General features: G+C 45.9%; 12 protein-coding genes and 1 pseudogene. 4 read left to right on the top strand and 9 right to left on the bottom strand.

The features are described from left to right. The first annotated feature begins 2 nt into the window (after nucleotides 1–2). The gene (locus tag ADH68_RS13220; protein ID WP_016564623.1) at nucleotides 3–755 is read left to right on the top strand and encodes a hypothetical protein; all 753 of its coding nucleotides are present in this window, start codon (nucleotides 3–5) and stop codon (nucleotides 753–755) included. A 188-nt stretch (nucleotides 756–943) separates the two neighbouring features. Here the strand turns inward: ADH68_RS13220 and ADH68_RS13215 are convergent, their stop codons facing one another. The 8 genes from ADH68_RS13215 to istA form a co-directional block, all read right to left on the bottom strand. Beyond that, complete coding sequence (locus tag ADH68_RS13215) at nucleotides 944–1,879, bottom strand: hypothetical protein (RefSeq protein WP_107033549.1); 936 nt, start codon at nucleotides 1,877–1,879, stop codon at nucleotides 944–946. A 421-nt stretch (nucleotides 1,880–2,300) separates the two neighbouring features. Next, nucleotides 2,301–2,954 (bottom strand): hypothetical protein, encoded by a 654-nt coding sequence (locus tag ADH68_RS13205; protein ID WP_068960419.1) that lies wholly within the window; start codon nucleotides 2,952–2,954, stop codon nucleotides 2,301–2,303. Continuing rightward, nucleotides 2,951–3,820 (bottom strand): hypothetical protein, encoded by an 870-nt coding sequence (locus tag ADH68_RS13200; RefSeq protein WP_133165672.1) that lies wholly within the window; start codon nucleotides 3,818–3,820, stop codon nucleotides 2,951–2,953. Before ADH68_RS13200 ends, ADH68_RS13205 begins: the two co-directional genes overlap by 4 nt. A gap of 4 nt (nucleotides 3,821–3,824) precedes the next feature. After that, a complete protein-coding gene (locus ADH68_RS13195; protein ID WP_107033548.1) occupies nucleotides 3,825–4,898 on the bottom strand; it encodes a hypothetical protein in 1,074 nt (357 codons plus the stop codon). A 213-nt stretch (nucleotides 4,899–5,111) separates the two neighbouring features. Next, complete coding sequence (locus ADH68_RS13190; protein WP_068960422.1) at nucleotides 5,112–6,209, bottom strand: PDDEXK nuclease domain-containing protein; 1,098 nt, start codon at nucleotides 6,207–6,209, stop codon at nucleotides 5,112–5,114. An 86-nt stretch (nucleotides 6,210–6,295) separates the two neighbouring features. After that, on the bottom strand, nucleotides 6,296–7,645 hold the full coding sequence (locus ADH68_RS13185; RefSeq protein WP_068960423.1) for a site-specific integrase: 1,350 nt from the start codon (nucleotides 7,643–7,645) through the stop codon (nucleotides 6,296–6,298). Nucleotides 7,646–8,519: 874 nt separating this feature from the next. Then, nucleotides 8,520–9,302: an IS21-like element helper ATPase IstB gene (gene istB, locus ADH68_RS13175; RefSeq protein WP_068961956.1), complete on the bottom strand. Its 783-nt coding sequence runs from the start codon at nucleotides 9,300–9,302 to the stop codon at nucleotides 8,520–8,522. 37 nt (nucleotides 9,303–9,339) lie between these two features. Then, entirely contained in the window at nucleotides 9,340–10,941 is a 1,602-nt protein-coding gene (gene istA, locus ADH68_RS13170) for an IS21 family transposase (protein WP_068959738.1), read from the bottom strand. 119 nt (nucleotides 10,942–11,060) lie between these two features. Here istA and ADH68_RS13165 point away from each other — a divergent pair. Next, nucleotides 11,061–11,927, top strand: a pseudogene (locus ADH68_RS13165) (sigma 54-interacting transcriptional regulator); the annotation flags it as partial. 359 nt (nucleotides 11,928–12,286) lie between these two features. Here the strand turns inward: ADH68_RS13165 and ADH68_RS13160 are convergent. Next, the gene (locus tag ADH68_RS13160; RefSeq protein WP_068960425.1) at nucleotides 12,287–12,889 is read right to left on the bottom strand and encodes a phage integrase SAM-like domain-containing protein; all 603 of its coding nucleotides are present in this window, start codon (nucleotides 12,887–12,889) and stop codon (nucleotides 12,287–12,289) included. 903 nt (nucleotides 12,890–13,792) lie between these two features. Between ADH68_RS13160 and ADH68_RS13155 the strand changes: the two genes are divergently transcribed. Together ADH68_RS13155 and ADH68_RS13150 are read left to right on the top strand one after the other, a co-directional pair. Continuing rightward, nucleotides 13,793–14,974 (top strand): AAA family ATPase, encoded by a 1,182-nt coding sequence (locus tag ADH68_RS13155; protein ID WP_068960426.1) that lies wholly within the window; start codon nucleotides 13,793–13,795, stop codon nucleotides 14,972–14,974. 2 nt (nucleotides 14,975–14,976) lie between these two features. Continuing rightward, complete coding sequence (locus ADH68_RS13150) at nucleotides 14,977–15,555, top strand: RloB family protein (RefSeq protein WP_068960427.1); 579 nt, start codon at nucleotides 14,977–14,979, stop codon at nucleotides 15,553–15,555. Nucleotides 15,556–15,723 lie beyond the last annotated feature (168 nt).

Raw genomic sequence — 15,723 nt, 5'->3', positions numbered from 1 at the left:
ACATGTCAAAACTCTACGATGACGTCAAAAAACAAGGAGAGCAGATTGACGACCTGCAAAAGAAAGTAACTGGCCACGACACCCGCATCGAGACTCTGGAAACTCAAGCGATGGCGACACCGACAAATTCGGACGCGCCGATGCCGAATGTAACGGTGTCAATTCCCGACAACATCGCAACCACCGAAAATATATCGGATCTGGTCGATGACGCTATCGAAAGGAATACGGAGGTCATGACAAATGCAATAACGCAACTGTATACAACTGTCTTGCCGAAGCAGTCAGCAGCCGAGCCTTCGCCAGCGGCTATCAGCAATGAACAGATAAGAAAAATCGCACAAGAGGCGGCGGACAAAGCATCGGAGAAGGCGATGACCATCCGTTATGACAAATTGGATGCTGCGGCAGATACCGTCATGCACCGCTTATACAATCTTGTCAACGGTGCTATATGGGCGGCAATCCCCAGGTGGGTATATATTGTTTTCGCAGTCGCTGTTCTCGCCGCCGGAGGCTTCGGTTACGGCTTCTTCTATATGCTCAACGAAAACTCCAAGCTGAAAGATGTCGAATGGCTCTATCGCTACGAGCGCGGACTCAACCGTGACCTGAATGTAGTAATGCACCGTGAGCGTCAGATGCTCCATGGGACATCTCATGAAGTTGACAGCCTGAAATCGCTGATTCGCCACCACGAACAGCGAACCAACGCCGATACCACTTTCATATACTTCTATCCCTCAAATCTATAATCACTATCAATGCCATCGACAGTTCCACAGTTGTCGGTGGCATTTTTATTATTCTGAGCTATGGGATATAGCAGCAAGAGACATCAGTATCCCCAAAGGCATATGTGTATCACTTCGCAGCCCAAAGAAGAACCTATATATTTTGCTGTTAGATTTCATTCGTAAGAAACAATCATTATAATCATTCTTTAGCTGATTCGGTATTGTATCAAGCAATTGTTCGTGAGAAACAAATAGATACTATTTCCATAAATGGAACATGCTGCATATAATTCACTGTTAGGGATATCAAAGGTTTCCCAATCTTTTCCTGAATTATTACTAATCACGAGCTTGTACTTCATGAATATTCCCGATGTATATCCTAAAACCAAAATAATAGTATCCTCTTTGTCGGTTATAAGCTCTTTTACAAACGTATAATCGTTAGACGAATATATAAGTAGCGGATTATGTATGGATTGATTATAAAAATAAACTTCCACTCCATTAGATTCAGTAATTCCGGAAATACATATCCCATCCTCAAGTTCTGCAATGAATTCAGGTGATACCGGACATGTAGATATGCCCCATTGTCCGTTTTTATCAAGAACAAACACATTATTGTTTCTAACGTATCGTTTTATTGCAATCATCTCATCTTTCCCCAAAAGGCTTTGGGATAGAGAAGGAGATGGAACACTATTTATGACATAATATGAGGAATCCATCGTTATCAGATTATGCTCATCCTTAAAATCTGCTACCGAATAAAGCAGATTATTTTTGAAAGCAATAGGATAAAATCTTGTTTGACCAGTAGAAGTTAATTTTGCCGAATATTCTGGAGCATACGTTATTCGCAATAAGTAGGCATCTCCACTTTGCGAAAATAGAGGCGTTAATAAGTAGGAATCACTTTTAATAGTATTTCCAATATGTGTAAGATCATCAAAGTAGAATTTTGATTTTAGCAACCATTGGGCACCTTTATTTGATGACATATATATTTCAATGGAATTACGATATTGAGTTGATATAGAGTCATTATATTCTTGATGCCTGCCAATTATGATTCCGTTGTTTTGATTTAAGAAACAAGCATAACTAATTGTAAATCCTAATTGTGGGATACCATCCATAAATGTGCTATCGGGCTTCACATGGGAACAACCTGACAGAACTAATATGATTATGATAAAATTGGTGAATCTCATATGTCAATTTTTATTACACGCAGCTACATCCCTATCAAGATTTATTTAGCTATTAGAATCAGAACCACTGCTAAAACAAGTAAGCCGAGAAATCCATTGACAAGGTTGTTGTCAGCATGGTCTATGTTATTAAAATCTTCCGAACCATAGCGGATTTGCCTGTATGACACTTTCTGCCCGCGATGAAACAGCCGCAGACACCCATACCGAAGCCCGGCTCCGATATGTCTAATCGCCGAGCCGAACCATGACCGTATAAACATATCATTTTGAGATTATTTAAGAATCTGTCGTTTAAAAACGGAATTACTGTCAACTCCGATAGATGTGACAAGATTGTATGCACTTATTTTGTTGGAAAAGTCTGCTCCATAACGCTGATTATCTCATCAAGACGTGAGAAGTAGTCGATTACATTTGGCTCATGCCTATTAGCCATTTTTTGGACTTGCGCCAAGACTAATTCTTTGACTGCCGGATAATCTTCAGGTGACACAATGCGTGTTAGAGTAAGATACTTAAACGCCCAGTCTGCTCCGACATCTGGTAACGCCCTCTTACCCTCCAATCTGGGTATAATCTCGCGGTCAAACATATCACGTAAGGACGTGTATGATTGAAAGACTATGCCGGAACAGTCGGCAAGCGTGCCACAGAGTTTTGAGTAATCGCGCTCCAGATTGGCTTCTGAAATCATAAACTTATCCTGTCTGCCAAGCATATTTCCGGTAAATCCAACAGAAGGATTGTCCTGCCGGTCCTGCCGTGATTTGACGTTATATGGCTCAAACCATTTTAACAGGATATCAAAACGAACCATATAGATAGGATAGACGATAAGCACTCCGTCTTTGGTCCAATGGTCCAATTCGATATGCCGCCGTAAGCCTTGCTCTTGTTGAATAAAAGAGTAGTCACGTTTGCGAAACTTAAATCCATTGAGAAAAAGCTCAGCCTTTAGCCGATCAACTACGGTTAAAAATAATTCTTTGTTTGTCATATCACTTTTCTTTCACCGCTATCTATTTTTATAATCTTATTTGTGGTCCCGTCAACTTCCATGTACAGGATGTCTGTCACGTTATCATCGTTGTGGTAAGGCTTGAATTTAACCTCGAATGAATACTTTTCCAACGGAAGTCCCGTAAAGCCGTCTTGAGGTTCTATTTGAATTGTCTTATAGGCGTGCCGAAAGTCGGTATTATCCGAAACGATCGGGAAAGTCGCCGCAGATAGTTCTTCGGCAAGCTCCTTGGAGCAATACTGCTCATACAGTCTTTTCAAGTCGGCCGATGATGCACCAACTGCTCTTTCGTTCAGATACAGAGCCATAAAGTCAGCCACTACATCAAAGCCATCAATACCCATATATACATCTATAACAATGATGTTGGATTTGCCATCCGGTAAAATTTGATACAGCATATTCCAGCCGTCGTCCGTGTCAGGGAGGAAGCAGCCAAACGATAAGTAGATAGCTGAATCCGATACCCAAAAAACTTCACCGCCCCATTGCATGATATATTCACCCTCGCTGCCGACCACATCTTTCGTCCGTATTTCCTTGTCGGAGTACACAATATTTCGGTCATAGAATAGGGTCAGAAAGACGGAGGAATCTTTCACTGCCCAGTCATGTCGCCCAACTACAATATCATTGGAATCTTTGGTCGCTTTGATAGTCCAGTGCCCGATAACGGTATCTTCGATTATCCGGCCTCTGATAACATCAGCGATATTTTCAGTTTCAGAATCTCCTATCTTTTGCAGCTTTGTGATGTCGCCGGATTTATTTCCTCCGTTGCATGCAATAATTAAAGAAGATATAATAATCGTTAGGAGCGTAATACCAATCAAATTTTTCATAACATCAGTCATTTGATAACCATAATTCAGTCATTTCCCTATAATATGCCAGCATTGCCGGATTGTCGAGTCTGGCGATAGCTGCATCAATGTTTTTGCGGGATTGCGGGGTGTATGTGTAGTAGAATCCAAGAGGCATCGTCAGGGACAGAGATTTATATTCGCGATTTTCGTAAATATATTTCAAAACCTTTTCCGGCTGTGGCATGAATACATAATTAAAAAAGTTGAATATGAATGATTCAGCCGTAGCTCCATCAACACTATTACCCAAACTATCCCATTTATCAAGTACACTTTCATCAGAATAAGGATAATGGGTAAGAGTCTGTATCTTTCCAATCAGATCCCATTCCTCCTTGCTGTCTGAGCCGCTCCATAGTCTGAATACACCTTCCTCATAGGCATCAGCCTCAGGCAAACTTATTACTATTTTGCCGTTCATCTCTATGTTACAACACATTGAAACTGTTTTAGAGTATGTGGCTGTGTCCTCGTCAGTATTGATGTTATGTTCTATTTCTTTGTATTCATAGTTGTATGTAAATTCATGGTCTGCGATAAAATATATCAAAGTATGCTCGGCGCATATTAACTCTGTTGAGTCTGACGGATTATCTATTAAATCCGACTTATCCCAACAGTTCCCTGCATACATTGCGTCAATCAGAACTCCGTCAGTATTGTATGTGGCAATATACACATCTTCGAGATCGCTGAACAGATATTTATATTGACATAATACTACATTATCATTTATTTGCCTGACTGATACAAGATATGCCGATGCGGTATCGGACAGGTTAAAGTTTGAAGTGATTACACCTTTGAGCAACGCCCCTTGCTCTTTTGCGGTAAGAAGATAATCTCTGTCAGATGGAGCCGGCAAAGAATCATCTTTCGCGATTAGTGATTCTTCTTCAATGCCGAGTTTCCTTAGGAATTCAAATGATTTGCTATCGTTTATCTCTGTAATAGAATCATGCTTATTGTCATTTGATGGCGATGTATTGCTTTTGCCCTTGCACGATATACACAAAGTCAATAATGCTATTATTATCAAAAGTAAATATTTCATCGCTTGCCTCCTTTCAGGCAGAACAAGAACGATAGACTTTGCGCCCAGAGGTTACTGGAGAGAGCAAAGCCAACACACAGAATCAATATCTTATAGAGTGTTGCCATACGCAAAGTTACTACAAAATTTTGTAACTCTGTGATAATCGGGCAAGAAAATCCGCATCTCCACGGCAGCCACCATAAAAATGCGGATAATGTAGAAAATGCAATGTTATTTCAGCTCTAATTCAATGTCCTCTATTGATGGCAGGGAACTCTTAAATTCATCGGGGATGAATTTTGTAAGTTGAAACTCTGCCACGCCGATAGGCTGCGATGACGATTCAAGCGCATATTGAGCAAGCACATTATCTTTATCCTTGCATATCAGAAGTCCTATGGTCGGATAATCCTGCTCGGTTTTCAGAATATGATTGACAGCCGTCATATATGTGCCGAGTTGTCCAATGTCCCCGGCTCCGAATGTACCCGTCTTGACTTCTATAACACAATAAGCGTGCAATTTTATATTATAAAACAGCAAATCAATGAATTGCTCCGTATGCCCGACTTTAAGACGGTATTCTTCCCCGACGTATGCAAAACCCGATCCAAGTTCAAGCAGAAAACGAGATATGTTTGACATCAGAGCCTTTTTCAATTCCCGTTCCTTATATGGCTCCGTCATTTCGGTAAAGTCGAAGATATACGGATCTTTGGTCAGTTCCTGGGCAAGGTCGCTGTCGGGAGCCGGCAGTAGACGAGAAAAACTTGTCAATGCCTTGCCCTGGCGAAGATGCAGATTGGTATCTATAAATGACTTCAACACGTTTCTCGACCAACCTTCTTCTACAACCTTGTGGGCATAGAATAGCACGGTATCCCGTTCTCCTTTTTCGAAATATTTATCTATCAGAGTACAATGATGTCCCCACGGAACAGAAAAGATAATATCGTCCTTGATACATTGAGATATGCCAACAAGCTGTTGGCACATTTCGGCTTTAGAATTGCCAACAGGTTGTTGGCAATTTGTAGGCAGCTCACTATAAAGAAGATACATCTTCTTCATATATTGCAAATTCTGCCGAGAAAAGCCCTCTGATTCTGGAATAGCCTCTTTCAAATCCTGACTGAGATTCCGATAGAAACTGCTGCCATAAACATTCTCGGCATCACGAGCCACGATGTCACGACCGAGCGACCAGTAGAAGCGCAGCATCTCGCAGTTCACTTGGGCAGCGGCCTTAATCTGACTGCGGCGGTATCGTTCTTTCAACTCCTGTATCCACCGGGAGTATTCGGCATCGGTTTTTATCAGCTTGCTCATGCTTTACATTCTTGAAATTATCCTATTACAAAATTACAAAAATATTCTGATACTGAGAGCATAATTAATCCTATTACCGGCTATTGTCAATCCAGCAGCCCGACAAGTTCCTTTTTGATGTCCTCGTCAATCTCACGGTAGCGGGCGAATGCTTTGCTACCCTCCTTATGTCCGGACAAAACACCGACAAGACTGGGGTCTTTTACCTTCTTATAAAGATTGCCGACAAAGGTGCGGCGAGCCATGTGGCTGCTGGCTATCTCATTTATTGGGCGACGTTCCTCTTCTCCGGTTTTTGGGTTGAGAACGGTAACGATTCGCGTTATTCCACAGGCCGTAAAAATGCTTTTGATTGCATCGTTGTACTTTTGCGTACTGATAAAGGGGAACAATCGACCTTTCTTGTCGACACCTTCGTATTTCTCCACCAAAGCCATTGCCCGTTTGTTCAACGGAACGCGAACAACCTCTGGCCGTTCTCCTTTCGTCTTGTTCGGCATATATTCGACGGCTCCGTCGATAATGCTTTCCGGAGTCATCTCTATCAAGTCGGAGACTCTACATCCTATGAGACACTGAAAGATGAAGATGTCGCGTTGAACTGCTAATGCCGGTTTATCCGAGAAATCATGGTCGGCGATTGTATCTCGTTCTTCGATGCTTATATAATATGGAGTGCCATATTTTTCAGCACCTATGCTTGTGCAGGAGGCAAAGGGAGTGCGGGTAATGTAACCACGCTTGACACACCAGTTGAAGAACGCCCTCAGTCTTTTCATGATTGCGATGACTGCGTTATGACCCCGCTGCTCAGGTTTGCGGGGCTTGCGTTTGGTCTTTACAACCTCAGACACATCCTTATATATGGAAGGGAATCTTTCGTATATCTTCGGTTCGTCAATTACGAACTGTTTGAAAGCATCCACCACTTCACCCGTAAACTCTTCAAGTTTGAGAGCGAAATTCTGTCGCGTCGATTTCCGTTTGTATTTCTCATATCTCTCCAGCAATCTCGCCAATACGCGGTAATGGCTCGACAGTTTGGTGCCGTCTTGTGTTGTCACAAGATATTCGTTGAAGGTATCGAAGAAACTCATGCTTACCGGTGCCGTCTCAAACAGTTCCGGATGATTGTGGCGCATTATCGCATCCTCAAAGAATTCCTTTGAAAGAAGATTCTGGGGAGTATTTACGCATAGAGATACCAATCTGCTCTCAAGTGAGACAAGATTATCGCTGATTGTTTGTAAATTTGCAAGCGTCTTGCGGTCGGCTCGCGGCATTATAAATTTCCCGTCACGAAATCGAGACGGATCAACGAATATGCCGCTTTTGAGCCTGAGGCGTAAATCACGCGACACCGATAGCCGGAGCATGATTTCGGACTCGCCATTGCCGTTTACCTTAGAGGAAAGAGACCTTGTTATAGTAGCCATATTGAGAGAGGTTTTGATTACAGGTACAAATTTACTAAAATTTGTCCACGCACCAAAATTTCTGTCCACGTTTTGTCCACATCCTTTGCTCCTGCTTGCACTGCGTTGACATGCAAGATGCAACAATAAGCCTCATTACATATTTGCAACGCTCTGGCTATCAATGGGTACGACAACGAGGCTAATGAGAGCTGACATTCAAGCAGATTCAACGAAATTCAGATTTACAGCTCCAAGTGGGACCACAAGTAAAAATTACAAAATTAAGAAAATCGCTGAAAATCAGATATTTCAGCGATTTTTCTTTTGCACTTTTCCATCGAAAATCGGCAAAATATTGAAGTCTGCGGAGTATAATTCGGGAACAGTCAAAATCAAGTCAGTTTTGTTCACCAGAACCGCTGTAACTCACTGATAATACAGCGATAGCAGAAATACGACTTGATTTAATGGCTCGATTTCATCGTTTTTACTCGATAAAATCATGACCCCATTCTTGATGTTAAAGTCACTGGATACCAACAGTTAAATAATGTTGAGATTCGAGAGTCTCAGAAGAGCGGAAGCAAATATAGGAGTAGATTTGAGGCGATTTTCAGAACTCTGTTCCCGATTCTTACACCTGCAATGGTGATATTTCTCTGATATTCAATTTTCTGCGCCATAAGAGCATGACACGTGATAATTAATTTTGTGTCAAATTAAAATTGACTCTTATGTATCAGCCAAATTATTACACGCTGTCCTTCATGATGAGGTCGGCTCGCTCCACCAGAACAGGTGAGGCACCAATCTACGCATGTATCTAACATTTGAAAAGGGACCCGGATAGCATTTGAAAAGGGGACCACCCGGGATGGGGATGCAAAGATAATTATATTTGTTGAGTCATCATTTCCTGAGTTTCTTTCATGCGGTATGATTTGCCTGTCATGTTAAGCAGTATAGCCTTGTGGGTCAGGCGGTCTACCATTGCGGTGACCAGTACTTTGTCGTCAATAATCTCGTTCCAGCGGTTGAAGGCGAGATTGGTTGTGACGACGGTCGTCTTCTTGTCGGTGCGGAGGGAGAGATGGTTAAAGAGCATCTCTGCGCCGGCCTTGTCGCAGGAGACGTATCCGAACTCATCACAGATGACCATGTCGTATCTCTCGAACTTGTTTTCCAGCGACCGGAGTGTCAAAGCGTTGCGGCACTCGCGTATCTGCGTGAGCAGTCTTGGCACGGATGTGAACAGCACCGAGTGTCCGGCATTACATGCGGCGATACCGAGAGCTGTCGCCAGATGAGTCTTGCCTGTTCCGGGATTGCCGTATAGAATGAGGTTGCGTCCGTTTTTGATGAAGTCGAGTGTCTCGAGTGTCGGGAGCGCTTTCCGGGCATCGGCGGGCAGAGCGTCGGTGTCGATTTCGTTAAGATAGCGAAGTTGCGGGAACCCTGCGTTTTTGATGCGGTGACGGCGCTGGTTTTCAGAGCGGTTCTCTTTTTCGCGCCGGAGCAGTTCGGCTGTAAACCGCCATAGGTTCCATTGTTCGTCGGCGCTCTGCTGTATAAGCAGGTCGATGTCGCGCCGCACAAGCGGGAGTTTAAGGTCGAAAGCGCATGAGCGAATGAGCTCCCGAAGTCCGTCACGGTCTGTTTCATGTATGTCTGTCATTGTCATTCAGTGTATTGGTTGTTTTTTGGGGGGGTATTCAGTCTGCCTGCGATGCGCGGGTATATTCCATAAATGATGAAAGCATGTCAAGGGTATGGCTTGCCGAACTTTCTATTTCAGCCTGTTGCGGGTCGGGAACGTTCGTTGCCGCGATATCGGCGGTTGACTGCATATGTCCTTCCGCCGAGATCATCTGAGCCTGTATCTGTTCAGATGAGAGGCGCTGGAGCCCGCGGGACGAAAGACTTGTGGCGGCACGGACGATGTCAGTGTATGCCAGATTGTTGTCGCGGGTGAACACAAGCAGTTCTATGAAGCTTCGCGGAGACTCGCGGAAGTGTTCGCGGTAAAGCGCCGCCACCGACGGATGTACCTGTTGCAGAGCCACAGACCGCCCCAGAGCGGCCGGTTTGCGCAGGAATGTACCCAGATAATGCATCAGGTCGATGACCCAGTCGCCGGAGCGTCGGCTTCGGGCATGATTGGCCACCTTGTCGCGTCCGTAAAGCACCACGATGCGCTCGGAATACAGCTTTACCGCCACCTGCGAGCCCACCAGACGGTCGGGCACAGAGTAGTGCACTCCGTCAACGGTTATCGTTGAATACTTTCCGACGCGGTACAGCCGCTGCTCGAAGCAGCCGATGTCACCGTGGTCCAACGGACGTAGCGCCGCCAGATCGGCCTGTATGCGCAGGCGTTTTTCTTCCGCCGACATGTTGGACGCCTCTGTGTTGAGCCTGTCGCAGACTGCCGCCAGATGCGTCTGCGCGGCATCCAGGGAGTCAAACCGGACCTCGAACGAGAATGCACGACGCCGGATATATTCCACCGAACGTTCCACCTTGCCTTTTTCCCATCCCGAGCGAGGGTTGCAGAAATGGGGTGTGAAACAGTAGTGTACCTCCATGCGCAGCAGCGCATCCGTGTGCTCGCGGTCGCGCCCGAGGAACTTCTTTACGGCGGTACGCATGTTGTCATAGGCCATCACGCGCGGGGTGCCCCCCAACTCCCGGAAGCAGTTGCGGTGGGCTTCCATAAGAGCCAGGGTATCTTCGCGCGAAAACAGATATGCCTTGCGCATATTGCTGTGGTCGAGGGTGAATACCGCCATGTGAAGGCGAGTCCTGACTCCACCGATCCACAGGGTAAGCACGCCCCAGTCGAACTCGCAACGGAATCCAGGCTCATAGTCCTGACGGATATATGCCTTTGCAGGCTTTTCTTGCGACTTCGGCGCTGCCTCCAGCGCACGGACATACTGACATACTGTGGAATAGGCGATACGCACGCCATCGTCCTGAAGACGTCGCCACATATCGAGCTTGCGCATCTGCTGCTTGTGCAATCCGGCAGCGACGTTCTCCCGGTTGCGGGCGATAAAACCATCGATGCGACGGCGGACATCATCGGTCACAACACGCCTGACGCGTCCGCTGCTGTCATACTTCGGCCTGGTCAGCAGATAATCGTCAACCTCCCGCTCTGTCGGTGACGGGCCGGCCTCTCTCTCGAACTCGCGCAGATACTTGCGCACGGTCTTGCGGCTCATGCCGTTGCGGCGCGCTATCTCGCGGATGCTCATCCCCTCGCGGCGATGAGACAGAATAATGGATGTTTTTTCCTCCATGTGTAGCATTTTGTGGAATCGTTGATGTCGTTCTTTCTAATCAACGATATCCGGTTGAACTTACCCATGGGGTGGGTCCCTTTTCAATTGCTCTACCTGGGTCCCTTTTCAAATGTTAGATGCACCCCACTGACATGAGCGTGCTGATCTTCGGAGAGAACGGTACGGGCAAGGAGCATATCGCCCACCTGCTGCACGATAAGGGCAAGCGGGCAGGAAAACCGTTTGTGGCTGTGGACTGCGGTTCGCTTACCAAAGAACTTGCGCCGTCGGCTTTCTTCGGACACGTCAGAGGGGCATTCACTGGTGCGGACAATGCCAAGAAAGGTTATTTCCATGAGGCGGAAGGCGGCACGTTGTTCTTGGACGAGGTGGGCAACCTCGCACCGGAAACACAACAGATGCTACTCCGCGCCATACAGGAACGGAGATACCGTCCCATTGGTGATAAGGCGGATAGAAGTTTCAATGTCCGCATCATCGCCGCCACCAACGAGGATTTGGAGAAGGCGGTCAATGAAAAGCGTTTCCGGCAGGACTTGTTGTACCGTCTGCATGACTTCGAGATAACCGTCCCGCCGTTGCGCGACTGTCAGGAGGACGTCATGCCGCTGGCTGAGTTCTTCCGTGAAATTGCGAACCGGGAACTGGAATGCGATGTCACCGGCTTTGACGGAGAAGCCCGCAAGACATTGCTGACCCATGCGTGGCCGGGCAATGTCCGCGAGCTTCGGCAGAAAATCATGGGTGCGGTGTTGCAGGCGCAGACGGGTCTTGTCACGAAAGAGCATCTGGAACTTGCCGTGACGAGGGCGACTTCACCTGTCAGCTTCGCCCTGCGCAGCGATGCGGAAGACAAGGAGCGTGTCTTACGCGCGTTGAAGCAGGCGAACGGGAACCGCAAGGTTGCCGCCGAACTGCTCGGGATAGGACGTACGACGCTGTACAACAAACTGGAAGAATATGGATTGAAGTATAAATTTCAGCAACCATAGCCGGTAATTCGCTGAATTTGTATGATTTTGATTATCAGAATTTGGTTAATTCTCAAAATAATATTATCTTCGCATTGAGCTATTTGAAATGATTGAGAATCATGCAAAATGATGAAGACAGGTGGTTTCTAAGCCATTACCTATATCTCTATTATTAGCTTATAATTTATTGATAATCAACTACACATTAGTTAGTGCAACAAATGTGAAGCAGCAGAACACGAATGTGTCCCTGACAAGTTCCAGGCGCGGCATCATGGAGAAGTCGAGTTTGAGAATCTCCATAATCTCAGCCTCAGTCAAAAATTGGCGTTTAGCCTGAGTGCGGTGGAACTTTCTGCCGATGAACGGGTCTTCAGTTATCCACTTATGCGCGTCTTGAGATAGCGGAGATACTTCACAGCCGTGTTGTTGGCGCAGTTCTTGCTGACACGCAGGAAATGCTCGAAATCATCTATTATTCCTGCCGTGACATCCCTTACCGGAATATCATCGACATTCATAGTCAGACGCAGGAACTCGCCGAGATAGGTCACACACCGCTCCCAACGAAGATAGGTGGCATTGACCATATCGCCACGCTCCATTTCCTCTTTTCTCTTTGCGTTGGATTCAGTGAAAATCTCACATAGCATCTTAGGCTTCTCAACTTTGCCGAGAAACAGGTCGCGCATGACAATAGGGTTTACGAGTTTCTTCTCACGCACGAGATTAGTATGAATCTCGCAGAATCTGGCCCGTATCTCATCAAGGTACTTGTTCAGCTCCAGATCGCGCCGGGAGCGACCTTTCGAGATCTTGCGTTTCTGGTCCCAGTTCTCAGGATTGACCGAGCGGCCTATGGCGAGGTCAGTCTGCTGACCTGCCACTGAAATTCTGACATACACCTTGTGGTCGGTGTAGCCTTCCGACCTTGGCTTCCTTGTGAAGAAGGTCAGGGTGAAATAAGGGTTGTTTGTCATGTTACTTACGGGTTTAATGGTTACTTAAAGATACTCATTTTTAACCCGGATTCCAAATGCGCTTCGGAACATGATACTCCGGCGGTGGCGTAACCGTGTACATCCGGCCGATTTTTCGGCGAAATTTAACATTGTACACGAATTTCACACGGCAGAATGGGGAAGACCACAGCAGGGACGACTGAGAAAATCATCGGATAAGGTCAAATCTTAAATAAAGTTAAAATTCACCATATCGCACCCGAATTGTGGGTCGAGGGTCGCGTTCCCGCCCGCAGAACCCCACATTTTCAAAGTTGAATTTCTGCAAATGCACAGTCATCAGCCTGTTGCGGGCCTTTCCGTGTAACCGTGTACATTTTTGTACACGAAACACGATGTACACGTTTTGTACACGCCTGTAGGTAATATTCTGCGTTATCCTGCAATTTCACCAAAAAGAAAAAGCACTGAAAATCAACTGATTTCAGTGCTTTGCGGTGTTCTTCCGAACCCTTTCGTGATCCGGTTGGTGTCGGATATTTTACACTCAACTGAGTTGATTTGTAGCGTTTTATCTTTCGTGTCCATATTCCTGACCACGAATTGCACACGGCATGAATTCATCGGTTTTCCATGATTTGCCATGTGAATGCGACCGGAACCTCTGTCCCGGAAGGTGATTGAGTGTCCTCTTTCACACCGCAAAGATAGCAGTTTTTATTGGTTCGGACACCATTTTCGATGTTAAAAATCGTGATTTTTGATTCGATTATTTTAATTAAGCGGTCTTATATGGCGTAATTTGATTTTAGATTTGGAGAAAAATGCCCTAAAACAAGAATTAAAACCGCTAAAAATTCGATTTTGATTTTGTGATGCGACGGATTTTCGCTATATTTGCGCCATTAAAACGCATCGGATATGATACAAGAGCTGAAAATACGTAATTTCAAGTCGTTTCGCGATGAAGTGGAATTGAGTTTTGAGCCGTCGACAGACGACCGTTACAACAGTGTGGTCACGATGCCTGACGGCGTGAAGCTGTTGCGCTTTGCAGTGGTGCTCGGCGCAAACGCCAGCGGCAAATCAAATCTGCTTGAAGCGATTGAGTTCCTGCGCGGTTTCTGGAACACACTTCCATCCACCAACGATGACGGTACGGATGTGCAGCCATTCCTGTTACGCGACGATGCGCTGTCTTTCGACACGGAATTTGAACTTAAATTCTATGCTGAAGGTCTGCGCTATTGGTACAAACTCAAGGTAAATCCTGAAAAGGTCTGCCATGAGTCGCTCTTCGTCTATCTCACCAACCGCCCGACAAAGGTGTTCTGTCGCGAGGATGTCGGTGGTATATCCAGGTTGAATTTCAATCCGGCTGTCGTCAGACTTTCTCAGGCGGAGGTGGACGTCATGACGATGAACTGTCTCCGCAATATGTCGCTGCTGGCTACCATGAAGAAGGTGAATGTCTCGGTCGCATATCTTGACAATATGCGCCGGTGGATTGACAGCCGTATTCTTCCGTTGCAAAGCGGTTCGCTTTCCTCTCTTTCAAATGATGCGAAAAAGCACATAGCGGACAGTGAGGATTTCCGCGAGTATCTTTTGCAATTCGCAAAGGAGGCCGACTTCAATATCTCGGATATCAGGATTCAGAAGATGGCGGCTCTGTTCGGACATAAGGTTGAGAATGCCGACGGTTCGCATGATTATATTCTCCCTGAGGCTTGCCAGAGCACGGGCACAAAGCGAATGGTTGAGCTGGAGTCTCTGATCTACGAACAGCTCAACCGTCAGGCGTTCCTTTGCATTGACGAGATTGAAGCCTCGATGCACCCCAACCTGATGGAGTATATCCTCTCGAAATTTGTCAATACACCGGATAACCAGTCTCAGCTTCTTGTCTCTACACATTACGACCCGATTCTTAAAGACATCGACGACATTTTCGGCAAGGACTCCGTATGGTTTACCGAGAAAGGGAAGGACGGCAACTCGCAGTTGTTCTCGCTGGTTGATTTCAATGGCCTCAACAAACTCTCATCTATTCACCGCGCTTATATGAACGGTCGTTTCGGCGCACTTCCCAACGTATTGTAATCATGGCAAGAAGAATCAAAGAGCGTAAACTCAGAAATCCGGCGATTACAATCATCGGCGAGGGTGCTACCGAGCGCTACTACTTCACACACCTGAAACTCCTCAACGGTTATAACTACGTCTGCAAGCCCCGCAACTTTGCCGAGCAGAACATTGATGACATTCAACGGCAGGTGGAACGGGTACTCGCTGATGAAGGGATTGCCGTATGTGTATTCGATGTGGATGTAACCCGCATACATCCGGCGGACAAGGTCAAATTCGATGCCATGCGTCGGCGTTATGCCGGTAATCCGTCTGTAATCATCTGTGAGAGTATGCCGTCGATTGAGTTCTGGTTTCTTCTCCACTATCTCAATACCAACCGCTATTTCGCTTCATCTGATGATGTGATTGCCCTGCTCCACAGATTCATGCCTAATTTCAGCAAACAGCAGTCATTCCTGTCCCGCGACAATTGGGTAGCCACACTATTGGCCGACAACAAACTTTCAACAGCCATCTCTAATGCCATTGGTATCGGAGAAGACGGAGAATCATATTCCAACCTTCATAAGTTATTCGCGCTTCTTAATTCATAAGGCGACTCACATAATACCATAACGTAATTTTCGGTTATTCCCATACAAAATATTGCGATTAAGCACCGTCGAAGGTACAAATTTTTGCGATTATAACCGTAATTTTTACAAAAAACTGAGTTTGGAACATAGGTAAAGCGATGGGACGAGTGGCGGCGGTGCATATGT

Source organism: Muribaculum intestinale, assembly GCF_002201515.1.
In the GTDB taxonomy this organism is placed as follows: Bacteria; Bacteroidota; Bacteroidia; order Bacteroidales; family Muribaculaceae; genus Muribaculum; species Muribaculum intestinale.
The sequence above is the reverse complement of the archived record's forward strand: the minus strand, read 5'-3'. Positions and strand labels throughout refer to the sequence as shown.